General features: G+C 62.7%; 20 protein-coding genes. 6 read left to right on the top strand and 14 right to left on the bottom strand.

Going from position 1 to position 18726, the window contains the following annotated elements:
* The first annotated feature begins 51 nt into the window (after window positions 1-51).
* Genes BLS26_RS00155 through BLS26_RS00145 form a run of 3 tightly spaced genes read left to right on the top strand, consistent with a single transcriptional unit; the run spans window position 52 to window position 1664 of the window.
* Entirely contained in the window at window positions 52-750 is a 699-nt protein-coding gene (locus tag BLS26_RS00155; RefSeq protein ID WP_092507354.1) for a ribonuclease activity regulator RraA, read from the top strand.
* 32 nt (window positions 751-782) lie between these two features.
* Window positions 783-1187, top strand: coding sequence for a cupin domain-containing protein (locus tag BLS26_RS00150; RefSeq protein ID WP_092507352.1), 405 nt, complete (start codon window positions 783-785; stop codon window positions 1185-1187).
* A 30-nt stretch (window positions 1188-1217) separates the two neighbouring features.
* Entirely contained in the window at window positions 1218-1664 is a 447-nt protein-coding gene (locus tag BLS26_RS00145; protein WP_092507350.1) for a hypothetical protein, read from the top strand.
* A 14-nt stretch (window positions 1665-1678) separates the two neighbouring features.
* On the opposite strand, the gene BLS26_RS00140 is transcribed toward BLS26_RS00145, so the two are convergent.
* The 3 genes from BLS26_RS00140 to BLS26_RS00130 form a co-directional block, all read right to left on the bottom strand.
* Complete coding sequence (locus BLS26_RS00140) at window positions 1679-2026, bottom strand: hypothetical protein (protein WP_092507348.1); 348 nt, start codon at window positions 2024-2026, stop codon at window positions 1679-1681.
* Between the two features lie 190 nt (window positions 2027-2216).
* Window positions 2217-3062: a DUF2147 domain-containing protein gene (locus tag BLS26_RS00135; RefSeq protein WP_092507346.1), complete on the bottom strand. Its 846-nt coding sequence runs from the start codon at window positions 3060-3062 to the stop codon at window positions 2217-2219.
* Window positions 3063-3367: 305 nt separating this feature from the next.
* Complete coding sequence (locus BLS26_RS00130; protein WP_172804512.1) at window positions 3368-4150, bottom strand: transporter substrate-binding domain-containing protein; 783 nt, start codon at window positions 4148-4150, stop codon at window positions 3368-3370.
* An 89-nt stretch (window positions 4151-4239) separates the two neighbouring features.
* Between BLS26_RS00130 and BLS26_RS00125 the strand changes: the two genes are divergently transcribed.
* Window positions 4240-4752 carry a DUF1993 family protein gene (locus BLS26_RS00125; protein ID WP_092517443.1) on the top strand — a complete coding sequence of 171 codons (513 nt, stop codon included), beginning with the start codon at window positions 4240-4242 and terminating at the stop codon, window positions 4750-4752.
* 17 nt (window positions 4753-4769) lie between these two features.
* Here the strand turns inward: BLS26_RS00125 and BLS26_RS00120 are convergent, their stop codons facing one another.
* The 7 genes from BLS26_RS00120 to BLS26_RS00090 form a co-directional block, all read right to left on the bottom strand.
* Window positions 4770-5234 carry a hypothetical protein gene (locus tag BLS26_RS00120; RefSeq protein ID WP_092507342.1) on the bottom strand — a complete coding sequence of 155 codons (465 nt, stop codon included), beginning with the start codon at window positions 5232-5234 and terminating at the stop codon, window positions 4770-4772.
* 121 nt (window positions 5235-5355) lie between these two features.
* Entirely contained in the window at window positions 5356-6780 is a 1425-nt protein-coding gene (locus tag BLS26_RS00115) for an amidase (RefSeq protein ID WP_092507340.1), read from the bottom strand.
* Between the two features lie 86 nt (window positions 6781-6866).
* Window positions 6867-7856 (bottom strand): hydroxyacid dehydrogenase, encoded by a 990-nt coding sequence (locus BLS26_RS00110; protein WP_092507338.1) that lies wholly within the window; start codon window positions 7854-7856, stop codon window positions 6867-6869.
* 31 nt (window positions 7857-7887) lie between these two features.
* Window positions 7888-8988: an ABC transporter ATP-binding protein gene (locus tag BLS26_RS00105; RefSeq protein WP_092507336.1), complete on the bottom strand. Its 1101-nt coding sequence runs from the start codon at window positions 8986-8988 to the stop codon at window positions 7888-7890.
* Window positions 8989-9009: 21 nt separating this feature from the next.
* The gene (locus BLS26_RS00100; protein ID WP_092507335.1) at window positions 9010-9921 is read right to left on the bottom strand and encodes a carbohydrate ABC transporter permease; all 912 of its coding nucleotides are present in this window, start codon (window positions 9919-9921) and stop codon (window positions 9010-9012) included.
* Complete coding sequence (locus BLS26_RS00095; RefSeq protein ID WP_092507334.1) at window positions 9921-10859, bottom strand: carbohydrate ABC transporter permease; 939 nt, start codon at window positions 10857-10859, stop codon at window positions 9921-9923. Before BLS26_RS00095 ends, BLS26_RS00100 begins: the two co-directional genes overlap by 1 nt.
* 178 nt (window positions 10860-11037) lie before the next feature.
* Window positions 11038-12378, bottom strand: coding sequence for an ABC transporter substrate-binding protein (locus tag BLS26_RS00090; RefSeq protein ID WP_092507333.1), 1341 nt, complete (start codon window positions 12376-12378; stop codon window positions 11038-11040).
* Window positions 12379-12845: 467 nt separating this feature from the next.
* Between BLS26_RS00090 and BLS26_RS00085 the strand changes: the two genes are divergently transcribed.
* Window positions 12846-13580 carry a Spy/CpxP family protein refolding chaperone gene (locus BLS26_RS00085; protein ID WP_092507331.1) on the top strand — a complete coding sequence of 245 codons (735 nt, stop codon included), beginning with the start codon at window positions 12846-12848 and terminating at the stop codon, window positions 13578-13580.
* 317 nt (window positions 13581-13897) lie between these two features.
* Here BLS26_RS00085 and BLS26_RS00080 read toward each other — a convergent pair whose 3' ends face one another.
* Genes BLS26_RS00080 through BLS26_RS00070 form a run of 3 tightly spaced genes read right to left on the bottom strand, consistent with a single transcriptional unit; the run spans window position 13898 to window position 16961 of the window.
* The gene (locus BLS26_RS00080) at window positions 13898-14299 is read right to left on the bottom strand and encodes a VOC family protein (protein WP_092507329.1); all 402 of its coding nucleotides are present in this window, start codon (window positions 14297-14299) and stop codon (window positions 13898-13900) included.
* A 44-nt stretch (window positions 14300-14343) separates the two neighbouring features.
* Window positions 14344-15540 (bottom strand): acyl-CoA dehydrogenase family protein, encoded by a 1197-nt coding sequence (locus BLS26_RS00075; protein WP_092507327.1) that lies wholly within the window; start codon window positions 15538-15540, stop codon window positions 14344-14346.
* A gap of 17 nt (window positions 15541-15557) precedes the next feature.
* Entirely contained in the window at window positions 15558-16961 is a 1404-nt protein-coding gene (locus tag BLS26_RS00070) for an MFS transporter (protein ID WP_092507325.1), read from the bottom strand.
* Window positions 16962-17272: 311 nt separating this feature from the next.
* Here BLS26_RS00070 and BLS26_RS00065 point away from each other — a divergent pair, with 311 nt between their 5' ends.
* Complete coding sequence (locus BLS26_RS00065; protein ID WP_092507323.1) at window positions 17273-17524, top strand: PilZ domain-containing protein; 252 nt, start codon at window positions 17273-17275, stop codon at window positions 17522-17524.
* 149 nt (window positions 17525-17673) lie between these two features.
* Here BLS26_RS00065 and BLS26_RS00060 read toward each other — a convergent pair whose 3' ends face one another.
* Window positions 17674-18642: a tripartite tricarboxylate transporter substrate binding protein gene (locus tag BLS26_RS00060; protein WP_197681299.1), complete on the bottom strand. Its 969-nt coding sequence runs from the start codon at window positions 18640-18642 to the stop codon at window positions 17674-17676.
* Between the last annotated feature and the right edge of the window lie 84 nt (window positions 18643-18726).

The following is an 18726-nucleotide window of genomic DNA, read 5'->3' as shown; positions in this document are numbered from 1 at the left end:
CCCGCAAGATGCGCTGCCTTCATCAATTCCCTCCCGGAGCCCGCATTCCAGATGTCCCTGTCCCCCGAAGCCGTCGCAACCCTGTCCAAAGTCTCCACCGGCACCATCACCACCGTTCTGCTCAAGAAGGGCCTGCGGAACGTCTGGATGCGCGGCGCCAAACCGCTGCGCCCGGGATTGCCGCGGCTGGTCGGACCGGCCTTTACGCTGCGCTTCGTGCCCGCGCGCGAAGACCTGGCGACACCCGAGTCATGGTCGTCACCGATTTCGACCCGCACCGCGATCGAAGCGATGCCGGCAGGCTGCATCTGCGTCACCGACGCCATGGGCATCACCGACGCCGGCATCTTCGGCGACATTCTCTGCGCCCGCATGGTCAAGCGCGGGGTGGCCGCGCTGATCACCGACGGCGTGGTGCGCGACGTCGAAGGCGTGCTCGGCACCAACCTTCCGGTCTGGTGCGACGGTTTTGCGGCGCCGCCGTCGGTGGCGGGCCTTACCTTCGTCGGTTGGGGCGAGCCGATCGGCTGCGGCGGCGTGGCCGTATTTCCCAACGACATCGTGGTCGCGGACCAGGACGGCGCGGTGCTGATCCCGCAGGCGCTGCTCGACCACGTGCTGGCCGAGGGGCCGGAGCAGGAGCGGATGGAAGCCTGGATCGTCAACGAGGTGAATAACGGCGCGGCATTGCCGGGCCTTTATCCGATGAACGCCGAGACCAAGGCGCGCTACGCGGCGAGCAAGAAGTAACAAGAACAAAGATCAACGAAGAGAGGTAACCCATGGATTTCCATCCCGCCGGCTCGCGGCCAACCCGCGTCGCGCCGCCTGAATATTTCACCGGCAACGTGATGCAGGACCCGATCATCGCGACCTCCGCCCCGGCGCGGCTGGTGGCGAATTCCGTCTCGTTCCAGGCGGGCGCCCGCACCGCATGGCACACGCATCCGCTCGGCCAGACGCTTTATGTGATCGCAGGGCTCGGCCGGATCCAGGCCAAGGGCGGACCGATCCGCGAACTTCGCCCCGGCGACGTGGTCTGGATTCCGCCGGGTGAAAAGCACTGGCACGGCGCTTCGCCAACCAACGGCATGACGCATCTGGCGATGCAGGAAGCGCAAGACGGCAATGCCGTGACCTGGATGGAAAAGGTCACGGACGAGGAATATTCGGCCAAGGTCGGCTAACCCCTGTCACAGGAAAACCATCCGATCCCGGTGGGCACGATCATTCTGATCGTGCTCGCGTCGGCGCTTTACGTCGCGATGCTCTCCACCGTCTCTTTTTCGGCAGGCGGTGGCGATGCTGCGATGGGCGAGGCGATCGCGAGCTTCATGTTCACGGTCGCGCTCTGGATCGTGCTGGCACTGCTGGTCGCCGTTGCCGCGATGATGGGCGAAATGCCGCGCCGGATCGTGGTGATCAGCGCCTTGCTGGTACCGCTCGCCGGCGTGACAACCTTTGTCGCCATCGACGCGTGCTCACGCCATATCAAATGGGCTGTCATCGGACCGGTTTTGCTGCCGCTGCTGGTGGTGTCCATTGCAGCGGTGGCGCGTTTTCCAAAACTCCAGGCGGCATTTCCCGGCGATCGTGTCAACATTGCGATCTGCAGTTCGGTCGCCGTCTTGTCGCTGGTGCTTCTGGTGGCAGCAGCAATGTGATCAGGGGACGCGGTCTAAATCCGCTGTGCGGTCCAGGTGCCCGAGCACAGCGCGGCACGCCAGGTACCCGATCCGGAGGTGCCGTTGAGGCGACCCGAACCGACCGCGCGTTTGATGCCGCTAGCCAGCGTCACCTGAATGGCGCCGGCTTCGGCGACGCGGCCGGACGCCGTCACGACCGCATTGGTCGAGGCGACCTGGCCGTTGCTGATCCCGATCGAAACCGACGTGCCGTTGGTGCAGGCGGCGTTCGACGAGGCGATCTGCACATTCCATTCGCCATCGAAGGTCGCGGCGGTAGCTGGTGTTGCGAGCGCAGCAATCACGATCGCGGCGATAGTTGAATTCTGAAATTGTCCCATGACGAGCCCCCTGGTTTGAACATGACCAAGCTCACACGGTGGATCGGGGGCGACTGTGACTGACATCACGCCGGTAACGGCCGAACGTGAACCCCAATGACGTCCAGTGCGACGAGAAGCCGGCACGCCCCCCAAACAAAAGCCCCGCCGATCAGGCGAGGCTTTCGTCAAGTGCCTGATGGCGGGTGCGTCAGTTGACGCGGGTCCAGGTCTGGCCGCCGCAGAACACGCCGCCGAAGGCGCAACCCTGGACGCGCAGGCTGTCGGAGCCCTTCAGCGCGATCGTCGAATCATAGGTGCTGCCGGTGTTCGGATCGAGGATCCGGCCGCTCCATTTGGCGTCCTTGGCAGGCTTCATGTTGATCAGAACCTGTTCGCCGTTCTGGTTCGATTTCTTGTCGACCGAATAGCCGCAGAGATTGGCGCCGCATTGCTCGATCCTGACCTTGCCTTCCTTCTCTTCCGTCAGCCACAGGCCAAGCGGTGAGTTGGCGGCCTGAACCGCTGCCGGCGCCGGAGCAGGGGCTGCTGCAGGCGGCGCGGCGGCGACGACCGGTGCGGGTGCGGGTTTTGCGACCGGAGCCGCTTCCTGCTGAACCGGTGGGGCCGGCGGCGCGGGCGGAGTTGCGGTTGCGCTATCCGCAGGCGTTGCGGCTGCTGTTGTGGTCGATGGTTCAGGCGTCGTTGCTGCCGCAGGCGCGGTCGGCGCTGGAGCCGCGGGAACGGGAGCGGTCGCTGCAGGCGCCGCGGCCTGGTCGGATGGCGCCGGCGTCGTGGCGGCTGGCGCCGGAGCGTCGGGAGCGGGCGGCTGCGGATCGGTCTTGGCCTGTTGCGGCGATTGCTTGCGCGAACGGTCGCTGTCTTCATTCCGCGAACGCTTGGCCTTGCGGCCGGTATTGTCGTAGACGCCGGGAATCGAGACGGTCCCGCGGTCGGGATCGACGCGAATGGTGCGGCCGCCATATTCGAAGGAGTACTGGGCCTGAGCCGCGGTGCTTGCGAGCAACAGGGCAGCAATAGCCAGAAGCTTCTTCATAACGACCTCCTGAACAGGGAATCCCAGTCCCCGAAGCTACGCGTCGGCAGCTTCACGCAACGTGATCCAGATCACTTTCAAACTATGAGTCGTATACTAGCGGCTTTGGTTCAAAGATGGTCCGGCCAGTCTAATTTGCGGCCGATCAGCGGTCAATTTCCCGGGAAAATCGATTCCAGAGCCTTGTCGGTTCTGATGATTCAGAACCGGGCTCTGGTTTTTCGTTTTGACGCGTTTTCTTCACGCGAACCGGCATCCACCCACGGATCAAGTCCGAGGGCATGCTTCGCTCGAAAACGCTATGTTCAATCGAACCAGGCGGCGTAGATCTTCCGGTAGCTGCCGTCCTCGGTGGCGATGTGCAGCCACTGATCGACGAACGCTTTCAATGCGACATCGCGTTGCAGCCAGTAGGCCTTCTCGGCGAAGTCGAACGGCTTGTCCGGATGCACTGCGCAGAGCACGCCAGCGTGCTGCTTCTGCTGGTAGCGGGTCTCGGCGGCATCGGTCATCATCAGGTCGGCATTGCCCTTGGCGATTTCGTCGAAGATGGTGACGTTGTCGTTCCAGACCTTGATCTCGGCGCTCTTGATATTGGCCTTGGCGAAGCGCTCATTGGTGCCGCCAGGATTGACGATCACGCGGGTGCCGGCCTTGTCGATATCGGCAATGGTTTCAAATTTGCCCTTGTCGGCGCAGCGCGCGATCGGGGTCTTGCCCTCACGCATGATCGGCGTCGAGAACATTCCCTTTTTCTGCCGGTCGAGCGTGATCGAGACGCCGCCCATCGCGACGTCGAAATTGTCGGCTTCAAAATCCTTCATCATTTGCGGCCATGCGGTCTGAACGAACTCGACCTTGACGCCGAGCGCCTTGCCGAGCGCTTCGGCCATGTCGACGTCGAAGCCGCGGAATTTGGCGGTCGCCTTGTCGAAATAGGTGAACGGCAGATAGTCGCCGGTCATGCCGACACGCAGCGTGCCGCGCTTGATGATGTCGTCGAGGCGCGAGGAGGCCGCGGGCTGCTGGGCTGACGCTGATACGATCCACAGAGCAGCCATGACGAGGCCGGCCAGCATTCGAAACATCACGTCTTCTCCCCGGGCGAATTCTATTGCACTTTGGCGCCGGATTTAGACCAGATGCCCGCGCAGTGCCAGCCGGAGAAACCGAAATCGTGACCATCCCGCTTTACGACGCCTCCGTCGGCGTTTTCGTCCCCTATCTCGGCAATCTGTCAGCGCTTCTCGACCACGCCGCAGCCCATGCCAAGACCCGCAACATCGATCCCGCAGTGCTGCTCAACATGCGGCTCTATCCCAACATGTACAGCCTGAAACAGCAGGTCGGCGAGGCCAACCGCCATGCGGTCGTTGCCGGCGCGCTGCTGGCCGGTCACGCGCCTCACGTCTTTCCAACGACGGACCCTGACATCCCAGAGCTCAAGTTGCGGATTTCAGCGGCGATCGATTTCGTGCAGGGCTTGCCGCGTGCGGCGATCGATACCGCAGCGGACAAGGAAGTCGTGTTCACCTTCAAGAGCGGCGCGACGCGTGCCTTCACCGGAAAGTCACTGCTGCTGACGTTCAGCGTTCCGCAGTTCTTCTTTCACATCACGACGGCCTACGACATCCTGCGTCACGCTGGCGTCGATCTCGTCAAGAAGGATTTTCTGGGGCCGCCGCGATAGACGCAAAAGTCGGCGGACTATGCTTCGCCGCCGTCCCGGCGGACCAGGTTGGCGGCGGCGCCGCGACCGGTCATCTCGCTCTTCAACTGCTCGAAGCGGCGGTGCGCTTCGGCTTCGCGGTCGTGAACCATCTGGACTGCGGCATCCCGGCTCATCGGGCCGGAGACGACGGGATTTGAATTCTCGCCGATGGTCTCATCGACATAGTACTCGCCATTGTCGGCGCGGACGGTCCACCGGAAGCGGATTGCAGCCATCGGCCCGGGTCCGACCCTGGAGTAGCCGTGCGCCTCGATCGGCGCGCGGACCTCCGCGGATGCGAGGGGCTGGATCGGGGCTTGCACCTCAGAGGCAGGCAGCGGCGGAGGCGTAACCGGCCGCTCGTCAGCCGCCGGCCGGACCGGCTCGCGATGGGTTTCCGGTTGATCGAGAATGCTGGCGATCGCCGCCAGCGCATTATCGGTCGGGTCGCCTTGACTCACGATTCAGCCTCCGGATCGAACTCCGTCTGCGGAAGCGGTGGTCCCGTTGCCGCCCGGATTGCTGTCCTCGTCTCCGATTAAGGCTGAGTTTTGTCTTTGCCCAGCGTTTTCGAGCCTGACCTTAAGCGGATACCGGCGGCAGTTTGCTTCGCCACGGCCGCGCTTGTTCAAGCTGGCCCGCGACACGGAATAAGGTTCCTTCGTCGCCGAACTTGGCCGAGAACATCATGCCGAGCGGTAAACCGGCCTTGTTCCATGCCAGCGGCACCGACATCGCCGGCTGGCCGGACATGTTGAACATCGCGGTCGCGGGCATGTAGCGGCGCAGGATCGGCGCGATATGCGACAGATCGCTCGACATCGTGTTGAGTTCGCCGATCCGCAGCGGCGGTGAGCACAGCGTCGGACACAGGAAGACGTCGCAGGTCTCGAAGAAGTCCGCCAGCGCGCGTGAGATCTGGAATGCCGCGAGCTGGGCGGCGACGTAATCGGTCGCGCTTGTATTTTTCGCGTTGTGGGAGCTCGCCAACGTCAGGATCTCGAGATCGTTGTCGGTCATCTCGCGGCCGATCCGCTGCTCGATCAGCCGCACCGTCAGCGCGGTATTGCCGCCCACGATGGTTGCCATGACGGCGGCCGGATCGGCGGCCAGCTTGGGCGCGCGTTCGTCGACATGATGGCCGAGCCCCGCCAGCAGGCCGGCGATGTCGCGCACCGCCGCGGCGATTTCCGGATCGATGGCGTCGCCATAGGGCGACCGGTCGGTGAAGGCGATACGAAGCTTGCCGGGGTCGCGGCCGACCTCCTGCGAAAAAGGCCGCGCCGGGAGCGGCGCGACATAGGGGCTCGACGGTTCAGGACCATGGACCGCGTCCAACATCACGGCGCTGTCGCGGACGCTGATGCTGACGACATGGCCGCAGGAAAACCCGCCCCAGCCTTCGCCGCGATCGGGACCGAGCGGATTGCGCGCCCGGCTTGGTTTCAGACCGAACACGCCGGAGGCCGAAGCCGGGATCCGGATCGAACCGCCGCCATCGCTGGCATGGGCCACGGGAAGAATGCGGGCAGCAACCGCCGCTGCCGCGCCGCCGGATGATCCGCCGGAGGAGTGCGCGAGATTCCAGGGATTGCGGGTCGGCCCGTGCAGGCGGGATTCCGTCGTCGGCATCAGGCCGAATTCGGGGCTGGAGCTCTTGCCGAAGATCGAGACACCGGTATCGAGGAAACGCTGCGCCAGCGTGCCGGTGTGGTCGGCGACGAAATCCTTCAGGATTGTCGCTCCCGATGTCGTGCGGGTGCCCTGCAGAAGATCGAGATCCTTCAGGAGGAACGGGACGCCGGTGAACGGACCGTCCGGAAGACCGCGATCGATCTGCTGCTCGGCATAGTCGTAATGCTTGACGACAACAGCGTTGATGTGCGGATCGACCTTGGTCGTGCGGGCAATCGCCTCGTCGAGTAGCTCGCGCCGCGTGACCTGCTTGTTCCGCACCAGTTCGGCCAAACCGACCGCATCGAAATTGCCGTATTCCTTGAAGGCCATATCCGCCACCTCATTGAGCGGGCCGATCGACGATCGGCCCGACAGCCCGGGATCATTGGGTGATTTGGGTCATCGTTTCCGGCTTCTCAGCCGAAGACGTCCTGGTTGATCACGTTCTGGCGTAGCGGTTCGCCGTCCAGCACGCTCAAAATATTGCGCGCGGTCTGCTCGCTCATGCGATCGACGGCTTCCCGCGTCACGCCGGCGACGTGCGGCGCCATGATGACGTTGGGAAGTGCGAACAGCTTGTGGCCGGCCAGCGGCGGCTCCTGCTCGAACACGTCGAGGCCGGCACCGGCAAGTTTGCCAGACACCAGTGCGTCATGCAGTGCCGCCTCGTCGACGATGCCGCCACGGGCGGTGTTGATCAGGTAAGCGGTCGGCTTCATCAGCTTCAGCCGCGCCGCATTGAACATGCCGACGGTCTCGGGGTTCTTCGGGCAATGGATGCTGACGAAATCGGCGCGCGGCAGCGCCGCGTCGAGGTTGGAGACCGGCTCGCAACCGGCGGCCTTGATATCGGCCGCGGGCTTGTAGGGATCGAAAATCAGGACGTTCATTTCCATCGCCAGGCATCGCTTGGCGGTCCGGGTGCCGATACGGCCGAAGCCTATGATCAGCACCGTCTTGCCGAAGAGATCATAGGGCAGCATGCCGAGCCGGCTCGGCCATTTGTCGTCGCGGACGATCGCATGCATTTCCACCGCGCGCTTGGCCAGCGTCAGCATCATGAACAGCGCCTGTTCGGCGACCGAAGGCGAATTCGCCGTGCCCGCCACCATCAGCGGAACCTTGCGGCGGCTCAGCGCGGGGACGTCGACGGCATCGAATCCGACACCGATCCGCGTCACCACCAGCATGTCCTTGGAGGCCTCGAGTTCGGTCTCGCCGAAGCGCGTTCCGCCGAGGGCAACGCCATGAACCGGCGCGTGCTCCTTCAGCTTGGCTTCGAAATCCCTGGCCGAAATCATGTTGGGAAATTCGACGAGTTCGATGTCGTCCCGCGCGTGGAGCAGTGCGCGGCCTTGGTTTGACATCGATTCCGTGACGAAGATTTTCTTCTTGTTGGTAGCCATTTCCTGCCCTTGGTCGCTGTTTTTTACGCCGTCATAGGACGGCGCCGGTCACCTCGTTTAGCAGGTGCATATTGTTGAGGTCCACTGCCAATCGGAGCGGGGCGCCATCCTGCGCGCCGGCATTCGGATTGACCCGGCCGCAGACCTGCGCGCCTTCCAGCGTGAAATAGATCAGGGTCTCCATTCCCATCGGCTCGGTGACGTCGAGCACGGCGTCGAAGGCTTCGATACCCGGCTCCGGGTGGGCCTTGGCCTCGGTAATGTGCTCGGGCCGGATACCGAGCAGCAGTTTGTCGGTCCGCGGAATGGCGTTGTATCGCGCGGCGCGCGCGGATGGTAGCGGGAAGGAGATACGGTCGGTGATGCGGATGTTGAGCTTGCCGCCGACATCCTCGAGCCGGCACGGAATGAAATTCATCGCCGGCGAGCCGATGAAGCTCGCGACGAATTTCGTTGCCGGCTTGTGGTAGAGCTCGTTCGGGGTCCCGATCTGTTCGATGCGGCCGTGGTTCATCACCACCACGCGGTCGGCAAGCGTCATCGCCTCGACCTGGTCGTGGGTCACGTAGACCGTGGTGGTGCGGACTTTCTGGTGCACCTTCTTGATCTCGATCCGCATCTGGACGCGCAGCTTGGCGTCGAGATTGGACAGCGGCTCGTCGAACAGAAACACTTTCGGGTTACGCACGATGGCGCGGCCCATCGCGACGCGCTGGCGCTGGCCGCCGGACAGTTGCTTCGGCTTGCGGTCGACCAGTTCCACGATGTCGAGCATGCGCGCGGCCTCGTCGATCCGACTTTTGATCTCAGCTTTGGGATAGCGCTTCAGCCGCAGTCCGAACGACATGTTTTCGGCGACCGTCATGTGCGGATAGAGCGCGTAGTTCTGGAACACCATCGCGATATCGCGGTCCTTGGGCGGAACGTCGTTGACGACGTCACCGCCGATCATGATGTCTCCGCCGGAGATGTCCTCCAGCCCCGCGATCATCCGCAGCGTGGTCGACTTGCCGCAGCCGGATGGCCCGACCAGCACGACAAACTCATGGTCGGCGATGTCGAGATCGATGCCGCGCACCGCTTCGACGTCGTCATAGCGCTTGATAACCTTACGCAACGTCACGTCAGCCATGAGTTCTACCCTTTGTCGCGTTCAACCCTTTGTCGCACCGGCGGTCAGGCCGGCAATGTAGTAGTCCATCAGGAAGGCGTAGATGATCAGCGGCGGCGCGGCGCCGAGCAGGGCGCCGGTCATGATCTGACCCCAGTTGAACACGTCGCCCTTGATCAGGGTGGTGATGATGCCGACCGGCAGCACCAGCTGATCGGTCGAGGTGGTGAACACCAAGGGATAAAGGAACTGCGCCCACGAGACGGTGAAGGCGAAGATGGTGGCGGCGATCAGGCCGGGCAGGGCGACCGGAATGAAGATCCGGGTCAGGGTCTGGAACCAGGAGGCGCCGTCGATGATGGCGGCTTCGTCGAGCTCCTTCGGGATCGAGGCGAAATAGCCGATCATGATCCAGGTGCAGAATGGCACCGTCAGCGTCGGGTAGATGAACAGCAGCACGTACCAGCGATTGATCAGCTGGATGCCGGTCCAGTCGCCGAACATGGCGAACACCTTGAACAGCGGAATGAACAGCAGGCTGTCCGGGATCAAATAGGTCAGGAACACGCCGGTCGCGAGTGTCGCCGAACCCCAGAATCGCATCCGCGCCAGCGCGAACGCCGCCGGCACGCTGATCAGCATGGTAATGGTCACCACGAAGATCGAAACCATCGCGGAATTCAGGAAGAAGCGCAGGAACTGGTTCGACGTCAGCAGGCCGACGTAGTTTTCAAGGGTGGGATGAAAGACCCACCAGGGATTGGTGGCTGCTGAAATTTCCGCGCTGCTCTTGAGCGAGGTGATCAGCATGTAGATCGGCGGCACCAGCGAAAAGATCGCAAACAAGGTGAGAAAAAAATAGGACCAGCGCAGCGCCCAGGTCCGGTCGCGGCTCATGCTGCCGTATTTGACGTTACGCGTCGGCGCGGCCTTGTCGATGGTTACAGTGCTCATCAGGCTTCATTCCCGCGCTTGTTGACATCCCGCAGGATGAAGATCGCCGCGACCGCAAGGATCGGCACCATGAACAGCGAGACGCTGGCGCCGAGCGGAATGTCGCTGCCCTCGATGCCGATCCGGAACGCCCAGGTCGCGAAGATGTGGGTGTGATCGAGCGGGCCGCCGGCGGTCAGAATTCGCACGATGTCGAAATTGGCGAAGGTGACGATCAGCGAGAACAGCGTCGTGATCGCGATGATGTTGCGCATCATCGGCAGCGTGATGTACCAGATCCGCTGCCACCAGTTGGCGCCGTCGATGGCGGCGGCTTCATAGAGCTGGTCCGGCACCGACTTCAGCGAAGCCAGGTACATGATCATGAAGAACGGCGCGCCGTACCAGACGTTGACCAGAATGACCGAGAAGCGCGCCCAGTCCGCGTCTCCTGTCCACGGGATCGGGCCGATGCCGAAGAACGACAGGGTGTAATTGAAAGCGCTGTAGGAGGGGTCGAACAGCCACAACCACGCCAGCGTGCTCATCGCCGGCGGGATCACCCAAGGCACCAGCAGCATGCCGCGCCACTTGCGCTGACCTTTGGCGGGAATGTTGTGAACGAAGTGCGCGACGATGAAACCGATCAGCGCTTTGAAAATGACGGCCGAGATCGCGAAGATACAGGACTGCTTGACCACCAGCCAGAAGGTATCGCGCTTGAACAGGAACTCGAAATTGCCGAGGCCGATAAATCGCTGCATCGACTTGTTCAATGTCGCCAGGTGGATCGAATAGATCGCCGGATACAGCACCAGCAGCACGATGAGAATGATCAGCGGCAACGTCATCAGGAACGCCGCGGTCGATTTGCGTTTCAGTGCCTTCTGCAAACTCGAACGTTTGCGCGCAGGCGGCGCAGCGGTGGCGCTGTTCGGCTGAAATGCGACATCAACCATGATGGATATTCCTCGCGCGATTCATCTCAAAGGCCAAAGATAACGGCTCTTGAAGCGAGCTCTTGTCGTGAAGCAGTACTGGAACCGGCGTTCACGCCGATTGCAGATGAAGCGATATGGCGGCGGATATGCCGCGGCGGCCCGCCATCCGGCAGGCCGCCGCAAGATATCTCGCATCCTAGCTCCGCATGAAGCCTTCGCACTCGCCTTCCGCCCAGGCGAGCGTCTTTTCCATCGCTTCGCCCTGGTGATAGCGCAGGCACATCTTGGTCAGTGTAGCCTGTGCGTAGATCTGCTGTGCGATCTTCGGCGGTGCCGGCGACGCTGCGATCGACAGGATCTGATGTTTGTAGGGGTTAGGATAGTGATAGAGCGTGCCCTTCGGCGGCCCTTCCTCCTGCCAAACCTTCAAGGTCGTCAGCTTCTCGTAGGCGGGCAGGTCGTAGCCGCCTGACGCCGTCACCATCTTCTCGATCGCAGCCGGCTTCGACAACGCTACCAGGAGGTTCTTGGCGGCTTCCTTGTTCTTGGAGAAATTCCAGATGCTCCAGAAATAAGGCAGGTACGGTGCGAAGCGACCTTTTGGCCCGGCGGGGAAGCCGTGGGTCCAGCATTGTTCGGCAACCTGCGGCGCGTCGCGCTTGGCCACCGCCCAGGCGCTCGGCGGATTCATGATCAGCGCGCCTCTGCCGGAAACCAGCCACTTGTTGTTGGACGCGTCATCCCAGGCCGCGGCATCCGGCGGCAGGAAGGCGATCAGCCTCTTGTAGTACTCAAGCGCCTGGCGGACGGCGTCGGTCTTGACGGTGAGATTGCCCTTCGCGTCCACCAGCGCAGCACCGTACGAGAGGAAGATTGCGCCTGCGGTATCGACATTGTCGGTGGTCTCGCCAAGACCGATACCAAACGGGAATCCTCCCTTGTGGCAGGCCTCGGCCGCTTTCAGGAACGTATCGAGCGTCCAATTGTCAGCCTTCGGTTCCGAACCGGCCGGGTACATGGCCTGCACGTCGATGCCGGCATGCTTCTTCATCAGGTCGATGCGCGAGCAGGGGCCCTTGATCTGGCTGCCGACGCAGGCGGGAACGCCGAGCCACTTGCCATCCAACTGGCCGAGATACTTGGCCGTGCCGTTGACTTCGCCGTTCTCGGCGACGATCGGCCCCATGATGTCGTTGACGGGCTCGAGCTGCTCCGAGTTGGCGTGCGCCCACCAGGTCGGCATCGCGATGATATCGTGGCCGGACTTCGCCTGCCCCTCGGCGGCGATGGTCAGGAGGTTCTTGTTACCCTGGCTCGGGATATAGTCGACCGTAACCTCGACCTTGGCCTTTTCGGCCCATTCATTGACCAGATCGGTCGAGGCCTTATTGGCGCCCGGCACCCAGTGATCCCAGAAACCAATCGTAAGTTTGCCGGCGGCGTGGGCGCCGCGAATGTACGGTGCAGTGATCAGTGCAGCAGAGGATAGCGCGGTAGCAGCAACAAATTGTCGGCGAGAAAGCGTCTTGCGTGACATGGTGTTTCCCCTTTGTTGAGCCGGATTTTGCTTCCTTTTTTATTTTCCGTCACTTGCCACGCCGGATGAGAACGACGCGTCAGCGGATATTTTGTAGTGAGATCAGAGCAGAATTGTTTGCATCTGTCGAGAAAACACGTCGGTCGCATGTATTGAACTAACGTTGCGTACGGACTCCCGGTGTCAGCGGCGGCGTTTCGACGCAGAGAGGATCGTCAATAATCGGATCGTCCCTATTGCGCTGCACACTTCTCGTTCCGGTATCGCTGTAACGGGATGCGATTGTGCCACAGTCAATATGCTACGTGCGTAACTCCTTCGCACGAAAGCTGTTTCGCTGTCGTGGACAGGTCAGCGCAACGGTGGACGGGCTCGGGGCGAAAACGATAGTTTAGACACCGCAGGATTCACGCACCCCTAAGACATTGCCCTCGCCAAATCTCGCGATCGACTATGGAGCCTAAATAATGACCAGTCCTACAAAGCTTGCGCGCCCGCGGTCGCGGTTGCGTGTCGCACTCGGCGCCATGGTTCTGCTTGCGCTCGGCGTATCCGCAAGCGTGGATGCGCAGGTGGTTCAAGGAGTCGAGAAAGGCGCGCGCGAGGGCAACAAGGCGGCCGGCCCGGTCGGTGGCGTGCTGGGTGGCGCGATCGGCGGCGTTGTTGGCGTGGTGACTGGCGTCACCGGCGTTCTAACGGGCGGCGCCAAGGGTGGGCAGCAGCAGGGCCAGCAGCCGGCGGCGAAGGATGCCAAACAGGGCGACGCTGCGAAAACCGCGAAGGCCGCCAAGGGGGCGAAAGGCACCAAGCAGGCGGCCGTCCTCACCCAGAACGGTGCGCCGACGCTGACCGCCGAACAGATCGTCGCCAACAGCGACGCCAATATCGAACGGATCAAGAAATCATTGAACCTCACGCCCGAGCAGGAGAAGAACTGGGCCGGATTCAATAGTGCAATGCACTATCTCGGACATAACGGTGCCGATCGCCTCAATCTGCGCATCGCGCGCGCGAAACGCGATCCGCCGGACGACATCATCGAACAGATGCGCAACGAAGCCCAGTTCCTCAACGACCGTGCCGTCGATCAGCGCAACGTGGCCGATGCTGCCGAGCCGTTGTTTGCCAGCCTGGACGACAACCAAAAGACGATCTTCATCCTCGAGATGGTCAATCTCAGCCACGAGCGCGGGCTGGACTGATGCCGGCCGAATAGCCGGGTACGCATGCCCTGGGGTAGGGTTGAAGGCGCGGCACCCGGCTATCCTGCCGCAGCGGCGCGGCCCTTCCAATCGTCATGCAATGATGTGCAAACCCTGACCGACTCGTGCCGTAGTGATGGCTGACTGGCGGCCTTGTCGGGAACCCGGTCTTTAACGGCCGGGTGTTGCGCGGCCACATCACTCATGAATCCACGCTGGCATCGCAAAAACGAATCCGGCCAGCGGAGGGCTGGCCGAATTGATGTCGAACACCGGGCAAGACTGCGGCGTCGCGCCCGGAGTTTATGGCTTCGAAGTTATGGCTTGGGGAAATTCAGTTCCACGCCGACGCCGTCGGGATCGTAGAGAAAGAACTGGGTGTCGCCGGTGCGCGGCACGATGCTCTCGCGGAACTTGACGCCTTTGGACTGCAGGCGCTTGCGCATGCCGTCCACATCTTCAGCCGCAAAGGCGATGTGGTCGAGCCGCCCGGTGTCCTCGTATTTCTTCTCGGTTCCCCGCACCACAATGCCTTCGCGCGGCTTGCGGGTGCCCATCAGATGTACCGTGGCGGTGCCGCCCGAATAGAGCCAGTAGCCGGCGAAGTCGAGCGGCGGGCGATCGCCGTTCTCGAGGCCAAGCACGTCGCAATAGAAGTCCTTGGTGCGCTCGAGGTCGGAGGGTTCAATGGTGTAATGCTGAAGTCCGCCAAGTCCCATAATTGTTCTCCTTATTGGGTAGATGGGTTCAAACGCAGAGAGGTTTATACAAAAGTGAGGTCGGCGTCGGCGCCCAGCATCCAGGCGCCGACGGTTTCAAAATGCCTGATCTGTCCCTGCAGCTGCTGGGTGACCGTGTGCATGTCGCGGAAGCGGCGCTCCAGCGGATGATCCTCGAAGATTGCGGTAGCGCCGGCGGCGTTGTAGGCGAAATCGACCGCCTCGCGCGCCTTGTGAATGGCGTTGGTGGAGGCCATCCGCATATTGATGCGCTGGGCAACGGTGATGGTTGCGCCCGCGGTGAGATCTTTCCAGGTGTCGGCCATCGACTGCAGCACATAGCCGCGCGCGGCGCGGAGATTGACCTCGGCCTGCGCGAGATTGCACTGGACCACCGCGTTGTCGCGCAACAGGCCCCTGGCGCCGCGCGGCACCTTGTTGCGCATGGTTTCGACAAAGGTGTCGAGCGCGATCCGCGCAATGCCGCAGGCGACGCCGGCAAAGCCCACCTGATAGCAGGTGCCCGCGCCCATGCGGTAGAGCGGGCCGCTCTCGCGGCACTCGCGGTCGAATTCGCGGGTCATCGAGTGATCGGAGCGGACGAAATAATCCTTCAGCGCGAACTGGTCGCTGGCGGTGCCGCGCAGGCCGACCGTGTTCCAGATGTCGGTCCATTCGACATCCTCGGTGCGCACCAACATGGTGCGTTCCAGCGGCGCGCCGTTGGCTTCGTGTCTTGGCGAACCGTCGGCCGCATAGATCGGACAATGCGCGCCGAGCCAGGTCGCGTGACGGCCGCCGGAGGCAAACGCCCACACGCCGGTGACGCGGTAGCCGCCCTCGCATTCGATCGCCTTGACCTTGGGACCGGGACCCCAGGCCAGCACCGCGCGGGGATCGCCGAAAATGGCCTGCGCCACCGGCAGGTCGAGATAGGCCGCCGACATCGCGCAGCCGCCGGCCTGGCTCAGACACCAGGCTGTGGAAGCATCGGCCTTGGCGATGGTTTCGATGACGTGAAAGAAAGTAACGGGGTCGGTCTCGATCCCGCTGGACGAGCGCGGCAACAGTAGCCGGAACAGCTGCGCCTCGTGCAGCCTGTCCAGCAGCGCCGGCGGCAGCCGGCGCGAGGTCTCGATGGCGTTGGAAGCCGCCGCAACGTGTGGCCGCACGGCTTCAGCCCGGGCGATCACGGTCGGATCGCCCGCAAGCTCGGCAGTGGTTGCGATCGCTGTATCCAAGACTTGTGTAATCAAGACTAGGCCTGACGAACCTGAGCGGTCGAAAGTTCGAGCCCATCGGCCAGTTCCCTGTCGATCTGTTCGATCGACTTGCCCCTGGTCTCAAAGCCGATGAAATAATACACGATCCCGGCCATCAGGAACCAGCAACCGAGATAGATAAAGGCTGTCGGAATCTGGGTCAGCGGCACGTCGGGTTTGAGGTAGTTGTTGGAGCCGACGATCAGGGCAAGCCCTACGGGTCCGATGATCTTGCCGATGCCGCCGAAGCCGTAGGCCGATCCCATGCCGGTGGTCCGAAGATGGGACGGCCAAACCTCCGCTGCATAGGGCCCGACGATGGCAAAGCCGCCATCGGCAAAGAAGAAGGTCACCGCCAGGATCAGCCAGAACGCCGACAGGCCGAACAGCGTCGTATCGTAATTGTATCCGGCGACGATGGTCAGGATGCCTGCGCCAAGGCCAAGTAATCCGCCGGCGGTACGCCGCCCCATAAGCTCCGAGAAATAGGAGAAGGAGAGGCGGCCGATGAAGCCGGAGACGCTGAGCAGGATCATCATCTTGGCGGCTTCCTGCGGCGTCACCTTCAACAGCAGCACGAACAGCGATGGCGCCCACAACGTGATGCCGTAGACACCGGTCTGGGCGCCGGCATTGCCGAGCCACGAAACCAGCAGGCTGCGCGGATATTTGAACAGATCGAACCAGCTCGTCTTGATGACCGGACCCGCATCGGCCGCGGTCGGCATCGGCAGCGCCGACGGCTCCATCTGCAAGGCCCAGGCGAGCGACTTGCGCGCGTCCGCGTAACGGCCCTGGCGGCACAGCCACCGCGGCGACTCCGGAACCCAGAGCCGCACGAGCAGGACGAGAAAGGCCGGCAACACGCCGATCGCGAACAGCAATCGCCATTCACCACTGCCGATCATGGCGCCCATGACGGCGCCGAGACCAACACCGAGCGGGATCACGCAGGTCACGAGGCCGCCGACCCAGCCACGCTTCGAGGAGGGCATGAATTCCTGCACCAGCGGCAGGTCCACGCAATACAGGCCGCCGACACCGGTTCCGACGAAGAAGCGCATGATCGCCAGATAGACCCAGCCGTTTTCCGGCGTGAAATAGAGCAGACCGGTCGCGATCGAGAAATTCAGCACGGTCCCGATAAACACCACGCGGCGGCCGATGCGGTCGGCGAGCCAGCCCCAGACATAGGCGCCGATGATGGCGCCGATGCCGGAACTCATCAGCACGGTAGCCGATTGGCCAAACGTGAGTTTCCAGGGGCCGATCAGGAAGGCGAGCACGAAGCCGATCAGGAAGTAATCGAAGAATTCGAGGGCGTCACCGATGATGGCGGCTGCAAGGATCTTGATCTGGTTGCCGGTCAGACTCGTCCGGCGGTCGAGTATCTCGAACATGGCGTTCCCCCACGGCGCCTGTTCATTTTGTCTCAGCGGGCGTCGCGCCTGCGCACCGCATCTGCCGAAAGGCTATCGTGCTACCGGCGCGATCGGCAAGCCTGCGCTGACGCGGGGCACATCTGCGTGCGAACAATAGAGCCCCTCGTACTGCCCTGCACAAAAACAATTGCGCAGGCGGCTTGAATCGGGTGCAACCATCCTGCAGGTCTCCATGTTGCTATCAGCCGGTACTGCTGCAGCGCACGCGGCCATTGTTTAATGTTTTGCCGATATCATCGTCGATTGAGCGACATCCGGGACCAAGCGGGATGGAAGAGAAACGAAGATATCCACGAACCGAAACCGACGAGCCGGCCTTTGTGTCGTCAGGCGGCTCGGTGATGCGCTGCGTGGTACGGAATGTTTCACTCGAAGGCGCGGCGATCGACGTGGAGAACGCGGCCTTCGTCCCGCAACGCTTCCGTCTGGTGATGGCGAACGACTCGTCGATCGTTCATGAGTGCCGGGTTGCCTGGATCCAGAAGAACCGGATCGGCCTGACTTTCATCGATTCAAAGTGAGCCGCGAGATAGGCGAGGACGGCACACCACAAGGCCGAGACTCAAAATCGCGAAAACAACCCCATGCAAAGTAGAAAATGGGTCGGCGGCGCGCCGCGATGGCGATCAGGCCATGTGTCGCTGCCTCACGGCGCTATTGGCGTCCGCATCTACTCGATCCGCAGCTTGGCGTCCCGCACCACCTTGCCCCACTTGTCGATCTCCAGCCTGATGCGGGCGCCGAATTCGTCAGGTGTATTGGCGACCGGGTCGAAGCCGAGCGTGGTAAGACGTTCTTTTACATCCGGCTGGGAAACGGCCTTCGCGATCTCGCGATAGAGCAGGTCGACGATTTCTTTCGGGGTTCCCGCCGGCGCTACGATACCGGTCAGGGTTTCGGCATCCTGATCCTTGATGCCCTGTTCGGCAAAGGTCGGCACGTCGGGCATCCCCGCAGCGCGTTTGCTGGCCGCAATGCCGAGCGCACGCAGTTGGCCCGCCTGGACTGCCGAGAGCGACGGCGGCAGTGCGGTGAACGCGATCGGGGTATGGCCGCCGACGGTGGCTTGGACCGCCGGACCCGCGCCGGCGAACGGCACGTGCACGAGATCGAGATTGAATGCCAGGCGGAACAGTTCGCCGCCGAGATGCGGCGTCGAGCCGACACCGGGTCCGGCAAAGCTATACTTGCCGGGATTGTCGCGAATGAGCTGCACCAGGTCGGGCAGCGTTTTAGCCGGGACCGAGGGATTGACCACGACGACATTGGGCGAGACCGCGACCAACGTCACCGGAGCAAAGTCCTTGATCGGGTCGTACGGCACCTTGGCGTAAAGGGTGGGATTGACGACGAAGCCGGTACTGATCGCCATGATGGTGTAGCCATCAGGCGTGGCGCGTGCCACCTGGCCCGCCGCCGTGTTGCCGCCGGCGCCACCGATATTCTCGACGACGAACTGCTGACCGAGGCTGTCGGAAAGTTTTTGCGCCACGATCCGCGCAATGGCGTCGGTCGGCCCGCCCGCGGTAAACCCGACCACGATGCGGACCGGCTTGTTGGGATAACCTTGCGCCGTCGCCGCTGCGACGGCGGACCCTAGCCACATGGCCGCGAACAATACGCGCAAGATGGCGGCCATGGCGACTTCCCCCGATATATGTTTGTTGGCGCCATCATCGGCGAGGGCGCCGCGCCGGACAAGGGGAAACCGCGTGGGCCGGCC

The organism is Afipia sp. GAS231, assembly GCF_900103365.1.
Lineage (GTDB): Bacteria > Pseudomonadota > Alphaproteobacteria > Rhizobiales > Xanthobacteraceae > Bradyrhizobium.
This window is presented reverse-complemented; position numbering and strand designations above follow the sequence as displayed.

Bases quoted from the DNA above. Each gene is read 5' to 3' on its own strand.
- BLS26_RS00155 (WP_092507354.1), top strand. From the start codon at position 52: ATGTCCCTGTCCCCCGAAGCCGTCGCAACCCTGTCCAAAGTCTCCACC.
- BLS26_RS00150 (WP_092507352.1), top strand. From the start codon at position 783: ATGGATTTCCATCCCGCCGGCTCGCGGCCAACCCGCGTCGCGCCGCCT.
- BLS26_RS00140 (WP_092507348.1), bottom strand. From the start codon at position 2,026: ATGGGACAATTTCAGAATTCAACTATCGCCGCGATCGTGATTGCTGCG.
- BLS26_RS00135 (WP_092507346.1), bottom strand. From the start codon at position 3,062: ATGAAGAAGCTTCTGGCTATTGCTGCCCTGTTGCTCGCAAGCACCGCG.
- BLS26_RS00130 (WP_172804512.1), bottom strand. From the start codon at position 4,150: ATGTTTCGAATGCTGGCCGGCCTCGTCATGGCTGCTCTGTGGATCGTA.
- BLS26_RS00115 (WP_092507340.1), bottom strand. From the start codon at position 6,780: ATGGCCTTCAAGGAATACGGCAATTTCGATGCGGTCGGTTTGGCCGAA.
- BLS26_RS00110 (WP_092507338.1), bottom strand. From the start codon at position 7,856: ATGGCTACCAACAAGAAGAAAATCTTCGTCACGGAATCGATGTCAAAC.
- BLS26_RS00105 (WP_092507336.1), bottom strand. From the start codon at position 8,988: ATGGCTGACGTGACGTTGCGTAAGGTTATCAAGCGCTATGACGACGTC.
- BLS26_RS00100 (WP_092507335.1), bottom strand. From the start codon at position 9,921: ATGAGCACTGTAACCATCGACAAGGCCGCGCCGACGCGTAACGTCAAA.
- BLS26_RS00095 (WP_092507334.1), bottom strand. From the start codon at position 10,859: ATGGTTGATGTCGCATTTCAGCCGAACAGCGCCACCGCTGCGCCGCCT.
- BLS26_RS00090 (WP_092507333.1), bottom strand. From the start codon at position 12,378: ATGTCACGCAAGACGCTTTCTCGCCGACAATTTGTTGCTGCTACCGCG.
- BLS26_RS00085 (WP_092507331.1), top strand. From the start codon at position 12,846: ATGACCAGTCCTACAAAGCTTGCGCGCCCGCGGTCGCGGTTGCGTGTC.
- BLS26_RS00080 (WP_092507329.1), bottom strand. From the start codon at position 14,299: ATGGGACTTGGCGGACTTCAGCATTACACCATTGAACCCTCCGACCTC.
- BLS26_RS00070 (WP_092507325.1), bottom strand. From the start codon at position 16,961: ATGTTCGAGATACTCGACCGCCGGACGAGTCTGACCGGCAACCAGATC.
- BLS26_RS00065 (WP_092507323.1), top strand. From the start codon at position 17,273: ATGGAAGAGAAACGAAGATATCCACGAACCGAAACCGACGAGCCGGCC.
- BLS26_RS00060 (WP_197681299.1), bottom strand. From the start codon at position 18,642: ATGGCCGCCATCTTGCGCGTATTGTTCGCGGCCATGTGGCTAGGGTCC.